This window comes from Streptomyces sp. NRRL F-5727 (genome assembly GCF_000719555.1).
GTDB lineage: Bacteria > Actinomycetota > Actinomycetes > Streptomycetales > Streptomycetaceae > Streptomyces.
This window is the reverse complement of the sequence record NZ_JOGX01000117.1, coordinates 1-10,065: the sequence shown is the minus strand read 5'-3', so window position 1 is coordinate 10,065 and position 10,065 is coordinate 1. Positions and strand designations below refer to the sequence as shown.

The 10,065-nt window shown below is 75.8% G+C and carries 10 protein-coding genes; 4 read left to right on the top strand and 6 right to left on the bottom strand.

Annotated features, from left to right (window positions below; genetic code table 11):
- Positions 1-287: hypothetical protein (locus IF73_RS0136520; protein WP_031015692.1), on the top strand; the 287-nt coding region annotated here is incomplete at its 5' end.
- Positions 288-306: 19 nt separating this feature from the next.
- On the opposite strand, the gene IF73_RS0136515 is transcribed toward IF73_RS0136520, so the two are convergent.
- A complete protein-coding gene (locus IF73_RS0136515) occupies positions 307-819 on the bottom strand; it encodes a GNAT family N-acetyltransferase (protein WP_031015690.1) in 513 nt (170 codons plus the stop codon).
- Positions 820-892: 73 nt separating this feature from the next.
- Here IF73_RS0136515 and IF73_RS0136510 point away from each other — a divergent pair, with 73 nt between their 5' ends.
- Positions 893-1,144, top strand: coding sequence for a DUF6479 family protein (locus IF73_RS0136510; protein ID WP_234338452.1), 252 nt, complete (start codon positions 893-895; stop codon positions 1,142-1,144).
- Positions 1,145-1,159: 15 nt separating this feature from the next.
- On the opposite strand, the gene IF73_RS0136505 is transcribed toward IF73_RS0136510, so the two are convergent.
- From IF73_RS0136505 to IF73_RS0136490, 3 genes are all read right to left on the bottom strand, one after another.
- Entirely contained in the window at positions 1,160-2,218 is a 1,059-nt protein-coding gene (locus IF73_RS0136505) for a mechanosensitive ion channel family protein (RefSeq protein ID WP_031015686.1), read from the bottom strand.
- Between the two features lie 280 nt (positions 2,219-2,498).
- Positions 2,499-2,897 carry a hypothetical protein gene (locus IF73_RS0136495; protein WP_031015683.1) on the bottom strand — a complete coding sequence of 133 codons (399 nt, stop codon included), beginning with the start codon at positions 2,895-2,897 and terminating at the stop codon, positions 2,499-2,501.
- A 295-nt stretch (positions 2,898-3,192) separates the two neighbouring features.
- Entirely contained in the window at positions 3,193-4,200 is a 1,008-nt protein-coding gene (locus tag IF73_RS0136490; RefSeq protein WP_031015681.1) for a LacI family DNA-binding transcriptional regulator, read from the bottom strand.
- A 268-nt stretch (positions 4,201-4,468) separates the two neighbouring features.
- Between IF73_RS0136490 and IF73_RS0136485 the strand changes: the two genes are divergently transcribed.
- Together IF73_RS0136485 and pcaB are read left to right on the top strand one after the other, a co-directional pair.
- Positions 4,469-6,433, top strand: coding sequence for an FAD/NAD(P)-binding protein (locus tag IF73_RS0136485; protein ID WP_199806785.1), 1,965 nt, complete (start codon positions 4,469-4,471; stop codon positions 6,431-6,433).
- A complete protein-coding gene (pcaB, locus tag IF73_RS0136480) occupies positions 6,430-7,851 on the top strand; it encodes a 3-carboxy-cis,cis-muconate cycloisomerase (RefSeq protein WP_037881699.1) in 1,422 nt (473 codons plus the stop codon). Before IF73_RS0136485 ends, pcaB begins: the two co-directional genes overlap by 4 nt.
- Before the next feature lie 25 nt (positions 7,852-7,876).
- On the opposite strand, the gene IF73_RS0136475 is transcribed toward pcaB, so the two are convergent.
- Together IF73_RS0136475 and IF73_RS0136470 are read right to left on the bottom strand one after the other, a co-directional pair.
- Entirely contained in the window at positions 7,877-9,292 is a 1,416-nt protein-coding gene (locus IF73_RS0136475; RefSeq protein WP_031015678.1) for a PLP-dependent aminotransferase family protein, read from the bottom strand.
- Positions 9,289-10,065: B3/4 domain-containing protein (locus tag IF73_RS0136470; RefSeq protein ID WP_199806784.1), on the bottom strand; the 777-nt coding region annotated here is incomplete at its 5' end. The genes IF73_RS0136475 and IF73_RS0136470, both read right to left, overlap by 4 nt.

The window sequence follows — 10,065 nt, the reverse complement described above, 5'->3', positions numbered from 1 at the left end:
CTTTCGCCCCCGCCCCCGCCCCCGCCCCCGCCCCCGACACCGACACCGACACGTGCACGGTGGTCGTCTCGCTCCGGGACACCCCCGGGGCGCTGGGCAGGATCGCCGCCACCCTCTCCAGCACCCCCGTCCTCGCGCTGGCGTACGTCGTCACCGGCTCGGAGCGGGCCCGCGCGGAGATCAGGCTGCCGCGGGCCCACGCCACCCGCGCCCGGCACAGGCTGAACCGCATGGTCGACACCACGGCCGTGTCGGAACGCGAGCACGCCGTCGCCGCCGGCGGGTGAACGGCCGCCGGGGGCGCGGTCAGCGCACCAGTTCCGAGGCCAGCAGGTCCATCAGCAGGCCGTCGTGCCAGGTGCCGTCCGCGCCCCGCTCGTACTGCCGCATCACCCCGACCGGGCGGAAGCCGGCCTTCTCGTAGCAGCGGATCGCCGCCGCGTTGTCGGCGGCCGGATCGATGACCAGCCGGTGGAAGCCGAGCTCGTCGACGAGATGGCGGGCGAGGGTGCGGACGGCGTCCGTGCCCAGGCCCCGGCCGTGCACCGACGGGTCGAGGAACAGGTCGATCCCGGCGTGCCGGTAGTCCGGCTCCTCCTCCGCGTACCACTGGATCATGCCGACGATCCGGTCCTGGTGACGGATGGTCAGGCATCGCGTGGCCGGGTCCTCCAGGTCCTCGGCGACCTCCCCGGCCAGGTCGTCCCCGCCGCGCCACCGGGCCCGCACCTCGGGCGTGGCCCGGACGGCGGCCAGCGCGGGGACGTCTTCGGGCACCGAGGGGCGCAGGACGACGGCGGCACCGTACAGATCGCTCATGCCCCCAGCCTGCCGCAGCCGAGCCCGTCGCGCGCCGGGGTTTGCGGCGGCCGGGACGGGAGATACGCGGCGTATGACCGGATCGTCTCTGTCCATGGCCGCCGGCGCGCTCGCGTCCGCCGGGTCCAACGCCCTCGGCTTCGCCCTCGCCATCGGCGTGGTCGTCGTCGCCCTCCTGCTCGGCGCCTTCTGGTGGGGCGGCCGCCGCGTGGCCCGCCGGCGCAGGAACCTCGGCGACCCCACCCGGACCCAGCCCCGTGCGCCCCGGGACGACTCCTGGTCCACGCCCGACGAGCGGCGGGACGGCGACGACGGCCACGGCTGACGGCGGCGACGACGCTCAGAGCTGATCACTGGCCGCCCGGCGCGGCGCCGGGCCCGTGACGACCCTCGGCAGCGCGGCCGGGTACTCGCGGACCAGCCAGCGGACGAGCTCCTCCCGGACCGCGCAGCGCAGCGTCCACAACGCGTCGGGGTCCTTCGCCGTGACCATCGCGCGGACCGTGATGCCGGTCGGGGAGGTCTCCGTCACGGCGAGGTCCCAGGCGCGCCCGTCCCAGCTGGAGCAGCCGCCGAGGAAGTCCCGCAGATGCGCCCGGAGCAGCGGCACCGGGGTGGCGTGGTCGCAGTGGAGGAAGACGGTGCCGGTCATCTCGGCGCCGCCGCGGGACCAGTTCTCGAAGGGGCGGGAGGTGAAGTACGACACCGGCAGCGTGACCCGCCGCTCGTCCCAGGTGCGCACCGTGAGGAAGGTCAGGGTGATCTCCTCGACGAGGCCCCACTCCCCGTCCACGACGACCGTGTCGCCGATCCGGACCATGTCGCCGAAGGCTATCTGGAAGCCGGCGAAGAGGTTGCCCAGTGTCGACTGCGCCGCCACCCCGGCCACGATGCCGATGATCCCGGCCGAGGCGAGCAGCGAGGTCCCCAGCGCCCGGAACGACGGGAAGGTCACCAGCGCCACCGCGCAGGCGATCACCCCGACGGCCACCGACACGACCCGGGTGATCAGCGTGACCTGGGTCCGCACCCGCCGCACCCGCGCCCGGTCGGCGGTGCGCCCGGCGTAGCGCGCGTACGAGGACTCCACCAGCGCGGTCGCGACCCGGACGGTCAGCCAGGCGCCGCTGCCGATCAGGCAGAGCACCCGCAGCCGGGCCACCGGACCGTCGGGATCGTGCGCGGGCGGCCAGTCGGTGAGGCGCACCGACCACCCGAGCAGCGCCGTGCACAGGACCACGAACAGCGGCGTACGGCACCGGCGCAGCAGCCCCCACAGCGGGGTGCCGGGCCGCCGGGCGTCCGCGCGGCGGGCGGCCAGGTCGGCGGCCCGCACGACGGCGTACGCGACGAGTGCGGAGCCGCACAGGGCGATCATCAGCCGCAGCGAATTCTCCATGCCCTCCGCCTCACCGCCGCCGCCCCGGCCAAACAAACCCGGGACGCCCGGGGCCCGTCGGGCGGGAGGGACACGGCGTCCCCCTCGCCGCCACCGGAACGGAGGATTTCCCGGCGCGTGCCCCGCCACGGCGCTCGGCGGCACCCTGGAGGCGGCCTTCTGCGGTCCGAAGCCGGTGCCGGCGGTGTCCGCGCGCACCGCGTCCGGCGCGGCCGACGCCGACACCGCGCCGCTGCCGGCGGAGCGGGACCTGCCCGAGCGTCACTGAGCCGACGACCCCTCAGGGGGTCGTACGGGGGAGGGCGCGGGGCCCGGCGCAGCGGGCTCCCGCCTCCTCGACCCGTCGGCGCAGTTCGCGGTCGGCCGTGATCACCAGACACGGCCGGCCGTGCGCGCCCCGGGCGAGGTCGGCGATCAGGTCGTCGCCGCTGCCGGCGGCCTCCTCCACCCGGACGCCCGGCACGGAGGCGACGCCCCGGGCCCGCCCCTCGACGACCAGCACGATCTCGTACGGCCCCGGCCACGGCCCGTCGGCCGGGCCGCCGTCCGCCGCGAGCCGGTCCCGCAACCGCTCGGCGGCGCCGCGCCGGTCGCGCCACCACCCGTCCGGCACGGAGCCCACCACGTTGGCCCCGTCCACGACGAGCAGCGGACGGGGCGAGGTCTCTTCGGTGTTCATGGCGCCAGGATGACAGTGCGCCAGGGGGGCGGCGGTGCGCCAGGACGGCGGCGCGGCATCACGGCGGCGCGCCAGGACGGTGGCGCGGCTCGGCGTCCCCACGTCGGTCGGCGGCGCTCTCGGCGGCCGCGTCGGTGTGCGGGGGAGCGTGGGGTGGGGGGTGGCGGTGCGGCCGCCGGCCGGGTGAGGGAGGTGCGGGTTCGGGCCTCGTGGGCCCTCGTCCGCCGTGGACCCGGGGGCGTGCGCGGGGTGGTGCGGTCTCGCGGTCCGGCCGCTGCCGGATGCCGGGAGGGCGTTACGCGGTCGGTCGCGGCGGCGCGGTCGACTCCCGTACGACGAGTTCCGTCGGGAGCACCACGGGTGCGGGGTTCTCGCCCGCGGCCACGGCCATGAACATCTCGACGCCCCGGAAGCCCAGGTCGGTGACCGGGAGGCGCACCGTGGTGAGGGCGGGGGCGAGGAGGGAGGCGACCGGGAGGTCGTTGAAGCCCACGACGGACAGGTCCTGGCCGACGGTCAGGCCCAGCGCGCGGGCCGCGTGGCAGACCCCGGTGGCGATGTTGTCGTCGTCGCAGACGACGGCGGTCGGCGCGAAGACGCCGGTGAGCGCCCGGGTCACCCGGTCGCGGACCTCCAGGGGGCTGAAGGTGACGGGGACGTCCATCTTCTCCACCTCGGGGTGGCCGAGGAGCGTCTCCTCCAGGACCTCCGCGCGCCGGCAGAACGTCCAGGTGGGACGGGTGGCCCGGGCGTGGAGGATGCGGCGGTGGCCCAGGGCGACGAGATGGGCCAGGGCCTGGGCCATGCCGTCGCCGACGTCCATGGCGACGGTCGGGGCGGGGCCGTGCGGGGTGTCGTCGAGGACCACCAGCGGCAGGCCGGTGGAGAGCCCGGCGACGTCCGCCGCCGGCATCGAGCAGGCCAGGACTCCGTCGATCGACTGCTTGGGGACGGGGAACGGCCCGCGGTCGTCCTCGGAGCCGAGCGGGAAGACCACGACGCCGAGGCCGTGTTCGGCCCCGGCGCGGGCGGCCCCCGCGTGCACCGCCGCGAACACCGGGTTCTCCAGGGTGGGTACGACCAGCAGGACCGTGCCGGTGCCGCCCAGGCGCAGGGTGCGGGCGGCCTGGTTGACGCGGTAGCCGAGGCTGTCGGAGGCCACCCGCACGCGGAGCGCGGTCTCCTCCCGGACCCGGCCCTGCCACTTGCCGTTGAGCACGAGGGAGACGGTGGACTGGGAGACCCCCGCGACCCGGGCGACGTCGGCGGCGGTCACCGGCCGGGCGACTTCACTTTCTCTCATTCACTCTCATCCATCCGGAAACACAGACGCACAGGGCATCGAAAATGTGCAATCTTACCTTTTCCGTCCCTTTTGCGGGACCTTGTGGACTTGTCTCGCCTTGAGCGAGGTTGTCGATGATAGTCGTCATTGGTTTCGTGCCGGTGTCGTGCTTCGGAGTGGTTCAGCGAGACCGCCGACAGGTGGTCCATTCGACGGCCGCGCATTCACCTACCGTCGGGAAACGTCAACGCTTCCGGGTCGACCTTCACGGCAGGAGCTGGAAAACGTGCCAGAAAATCCACTGTCGGTCTGCGTCATCGGTGTCGGACCCCGAGGGCTCTCCGTGCTCGAGAGACTCTGCGCCAACGCCCGTGAGAGGAAAGGCGGTCCGGAGGTGGACATCCACCTCGTCGACCCCTGGCCGATGGGCGCGGGCGCGGTCTGGCGCACGGACCAGTCCCGGGAACTCCTGATGAACACCGTGGCCTCGCAGATCACCGTGTTCACCGACGACACGGTCACCCTCGACGGGCCCGTCGAACCCGGGCCCAGCCTCTTCGAATGGGCCCGGGAAATCGTCCGCGAGAATTCCGCGGAGAAGAAGGCCCTCATGGGCGGGGAAGCCTTTTCCGAAGCCTCCCGGCTGACCGCGGACAGCTATCCCACCCGGGCGTTCTTCGGCGATTACCTGCGCGCCATGTGGGCCCGCGTCTGCCTGTCCGCCCCGCCGCACGTCACGGTCACCGCCCATGCCACCCGGGCGGTGCGGATCCACGAGACGACGCCCGGCGGCGAGCAGACCGTGTTCCTGGAGAACGGACGGGTGATCGAGGGACTGGACGCCGTCGTCCTCGCCCAGGGGCACGTGCCCGCCCGCCCCGACGACCAGGAGAGCCGCCTCGCCGCGCAGGCCGAGGCGCACGGCCTGCTGTACGTGCCCCCGGCCAACCCGGCCGACCTGGACCACGACGCCCTGGCCCCCGGCGAACCCGTGCTGCTGCGCGGCCTCGGCCTCAGCTTCTTCGACCACATGGCCCTCCTCACCAGCGGCCGCGGAGGCCGCTTCGAACGCCGGCGGGGACGGCTCGTGTACCTCGCCTCGGGCCGTGAGCCGCGGCTGTACGCCACCTCCCGGCGCGGCGTGCCCTACCAGGCGCGCGGCGAGAACCAGAAGGGCGTGGACGGCCGGCACCACCCCCGGCTGTTCACCGCGGAGCGCGTCGCGGCCCTGCGCCTGCGCTCCCGGCACGGGGACGGGCTCTCCTTCGGCACGGACGTGTGGCCCCTGATCGCCCGCGAGACCGAGTCCGTCTACTACGGCACCCTGCTCGACCGCCGGGGGCGCGGCGCCGACCGGGAGGCGTTCACCGAGCTGTACCTCGCCGCCGAACGCGCCGACCACCGCGTCGAGATCCTCGACGCCTTCGGCGTCCCGGAGGCCGACCGCTGGCAGTGGGAGCGGCAGGCCGACCCCTGCGCGGGACGCGCCTTCCGCGACCACGCCGACTTCACCGCCTGGCTCCTCGACCACCTGGACGAGGACGTCCGCCGGGCCAGGGGCGGCAACGTCGGCGACCCCGTCAAGGCCGCCCTCGACGTCCTGCGCGACCTGCGCAACGAGGTCCGGCTCGCCGTCGACCACGGCGGCCTCGACGCCGACTCCCACCGGGACGAACTGGACGGCTGGTACACCCCCCTCAACGCCCACCTCTCCATCGGCCCGCCCGCCTTCCGCATCGAGCAGATGCGGGCCCTCGTCGAGGCCGGGATCCTGTACGTCACGGGCCCCGGCGCCCGCGTCCACGTGGACGGCGGCGACCCGGCGTTCGTCTGCACCGCGAGCGACGTCCCCGCCCCGCCCGTCCGCACGAGGGTGCTGATCGAGGCCCGGCTGCCCGCCCCCGACCTGCTGCGCACCGCAGACCCGCTGATGCGCGCCATGCTGGAGGACGGCCAGGCCGCCCCGTACCGCGTCGAGAGCGGCGGCGGCACCCGCCACGAGACGGGCGGCCTCGCCGTGACGGGACGCCCCGGCCACGTCGTCGACGCCCGGAACCGGCCCCACCCCCGACGGTTCGCCACCGGCGTCCCGACCGAAGGCGCCCACTGGGTCACGGCCGCCGCCGCCCGCCCGGGCGTCGACTCGGTCAGCCTGGGCGACGCCGACGCCCTCGCGCGCGCCGTCCTGGCGCTCGCCGCGCGGACGGACCGCCCGGCCGCCGACACCGGCCGCATGGAGGTGGCCTCATGACGGACCGTCACGCAGACCCCCTCGACACCGGACTGCTCTCGCCCGTCCGGGCCGGCACCCCCGTCGAGGCCGCCGTCGACGACCGCGCCTGGCTCCAGGCCATGCTCGACGCGGAGGCCGCCCTCGTCCGCGCCCAGGCGTCCCTCGGTACGGTGCCCGCCGCCGCGGCCGCCACGATCACCGCCGCGGCACGGGTGGACGGCTTCGACCTACGGCACCTGGCGGTCGCCTCCCGGGAGACCGCCAACCCCGTCGTCGGCCTGGTCCGGGCCCTCACCGCCCGGGTGGCCGAACACGACCCGGCGGCCGCCGAGTTCGTCCACCGCGGCTCCACCAGCCAGGACATCTTCGACACCGGCGCGATGCTCGTCGCCCGGCGGGCCCTGGCGCTCGTCCGCGCCGACCTCGCGCGGACCGCCGAGGCCCTCGCCGTCCTCGCCGCCGCCCACCGCGACACCCCCATGAGCGGCCGGACCCTGGCGCTCCAGGCCGTGCCCATCACCTTCGGCCTCAAGGCGGCCGGCTGGCGCCGGCTCCTGCTGGACGCCGACGCCCGGCTCGCCCGGCTCGACCGGGAAGGGCTGCCGCTCTCACTCGGCGGCGCCGCCGGAACCCTGGCCGGATACCTGGAGTTCGCCCGTGTCGACGGCGGCGCCCCCGTCGACACCGCCGCCTACCTGGAACGGCTCGTCGACGCCTACGCCGCCGAGACCGGACTCGCCCGCCCCGTACTGCCCTGGCACGCCCTGCGCACCCCGATCGCCGACCTGGCCGCGGCGCTGGCCCTCACGGCCGGCGCGCTCGGCAAGATCGCCCTCGACGTGCAGACGCTCTCCCGCACCGAGATCGCCGAGGTGGCCGAACCCGGCGGGGAGGGCCGCGGCGCCTCCTCCGCCATGCCGCACAAGCGCAATCCCGTCCTCGCCACCCTCATCCGCAGCGCCGCCCTCCAGGTCCCCGCCCTGGCCCAGGGGCTGCACCAGTGCCTGCTCGCCGACGACGAGCGCTCCGGAGGCGCCTGGCACGCCGAATGGCAGCTGCTGCGCGAGGCGCTGCGGCTCACCGGGGGCGCCGCCCACACGGCGGTCGAGCTGGCGGAGGGACTCACCGTCCACGCCGACCGCATGCGCCGCAACCTCGACCTCACCGGCAGCGCGATCGTCACCGAGCGGCTGGGCGCCGTGCTCGCGCCCCTCCTCGGCAAGCAGCCGGCCCGGGAGACGCTGACCCGGGCCGCCGCCCAGGCCGAGCGGGACGCCGCCCCGCTGGCCCGGGTGCTCGCCGAACTCCCGGAGACCAAGGGCCTCTTCACCCCCGAGGAGCTCGACGCCCTGTGCGACCCCGCCGCCTACACCGGCGCCGCCGGACCCCTGGTCGACCGCTCGCTCCGGCGGGACACCGACGGGATCAGCCCGTGAGACAGCGGGCGGAGGCCCGACGGGATCAGCCCGTGAAACAGCGCCGGAGCGCACGGGCCAGCGCCCCCAGGGCCCCCGCGTACCCGTGCTGGGGAGGGGAGCCGTAGCCGACGACCAGGCCCGGCGGATGCGGACCGGTCGTCCCCCAGTAGGCGCTCAGCCCCGTCACCGCCAGCGACTCCCGCCGGGCGGCGAGCAGCACCTCCCGCTCGGCGGGCCCGTCCGCGTCCCACCGCACGAGGGTGTGCAGCCCGGCGTCCTCGCCCACCAGGCGGGCCGCCGGCGCCTCGCGGGCCAGCATCGCGCCGAGCCGGTCACGGCGCTCCCGGTAGTGGTCGCGGCACTTCCTGATGTGCCGGTCGTACGTCCCCGACCGCAGCAGGTCCGTGAAGACCATCTGGGTCAGCGCGGCCGAGTGCTGGTCCGCGATCCGCTTCGCCGCGGTGATCGGCTCCACCCACTCGGGCGGCACGGCGAGCCAGGCGAGGCGCAGCCCGGGCGCCAGCGTCTTGCTCGTCGTCCCCGCGTACAGGACGCGGTGCGGCGCCAGCGCCTGGAGCGCGCCCACCCGCCGCCGGCCGTACTGGAACTCGCCGTCGTAGTCGTCCTCGACGATCACGGCACCGGCCTTCTCCGCCCAGGCCACCAGCTCCCGGCGGCGGTCCCCGGCGAGGGCCGCGCCGAGCGGGTACTGGTGGATCGGGGTCACGACGACGGCCCCGCCCCGCAGCCTCGACGGCAGCAGCCCCCGCTCGTCCACGCCCACCGGGTGGGCCCGGAGCCCCGCGAGCCGCACGACCTCGCGGAACAGCGGATAGCAGGGGTCCTCCACCGACACCGTGCCGACGCCCTGCTCGGCCAGGACGCCCGCGACGAGCCCGAGGGCCTGGGTGAAGCCGTGACAGACGATGATCCGGTCCGGATGGGTCACCACCCCCCGGGTGCGGCCGAGATAGTCGGCGAGGGCGCGGCGCAACTCGGGCTGCCCGCGCGGGTCGCCGTAGTCGAGGGCCCCGGCCGGCGCCTCCGTGAGGACCCGCTGGGTGGCCCGCGCCCAGGCGCCGCGCGGGAACAGGGTGATGTCCGGCAGGCCCGGCCGCAGGTCCCAGCGCCAGGCGGCGCCCGGTCCGGCCGCCGCCTGGCGCCGGGCGGACGCGAGGACGCGCGGCGGGTCCGCGGCGACCCGCGTGCCGGAGCCGTGCGCCGTCTCCAGGAGCCCTTCGGCGACCAGCCGGTGGTAGGCGCTGATGACCGTGCCGCGGGCCAGCCCGAGGTCGGACGCGACGCCGCGGGTGGACGGCAGCCGGGCGCCCGGCGGCAGCCGCCCGCTCTCGATGGCCTTGCGCAGCGCCGTGGTCAACTGGTCGCTGCGGCCCCGCCGGTGGGGGAGCTTGACGTCCAGCTGGAGGTCGAGCGACCGGACCCGGGACTCCGCGGTCATGGGACGATCTCGAACGTCCGGCCGTCCTCGGCGTCGTGGAAGGCGATCTCCTCCGCGTGCGGCGCCAGCAGCTCGGCCAGCTCCCGCCGGGCCGCCAGCAATCGCTCCTCCGGCACGACGGGAGCGATCCCCTCCAGGAGGAGCACCGCGTCGCGGGTCGCGCCGGTCACCTTGGTGACGTCGGAGTCCCGGTGGTTCCAGTGCCGCGTGACGACCTGGTTCCCGTCCGCGTAGACGACCTCGCCCTCGCGGGGCGTCTCGGTCACGTCCGGCTCGCCCAGCGGCACGTACACGTCGCCGGGTCGGGCGAGCCGCAGCTCCATCCCGGTGCGGAAGGCGGCCAGGTCGAAGCCGCCGGTCGGCACCAGGTGGCGCAGCGACACCACGTTGCAGGTGTCGACGAGCGGCGAGACGCGGGGGAGCCGTCCCGAGGTGCGCAGCCGGCGGCTCAGCGCGTCGATGCTGGGGCGGGCCCGCCGGGGGTTGGTGCCGAAGGAGCGCAGCAGCCCGTGCCAGGCGCCGATCACCGGATGGTCCTCGTCCGCCGGGGTCAGCCGCCCCTCGCGCACGTCCTCCTCCAGGGCGCCGAGCGCCTCCTCAGTCCGCGGCCACGGCTCCCCGTTCTTGACGCCCCGCGCGACCAGGTAGACGGTGCGGCACTGCGGGTAGCGGGCGGCGACCTCGGGGGAGACGGCGACGGTGAGGCGGCGCTCTCCGGGGGCGGGGGCGGGGACGACGGCCGGGGCGGGGGTGGACTCGGGACGGTTCATGGG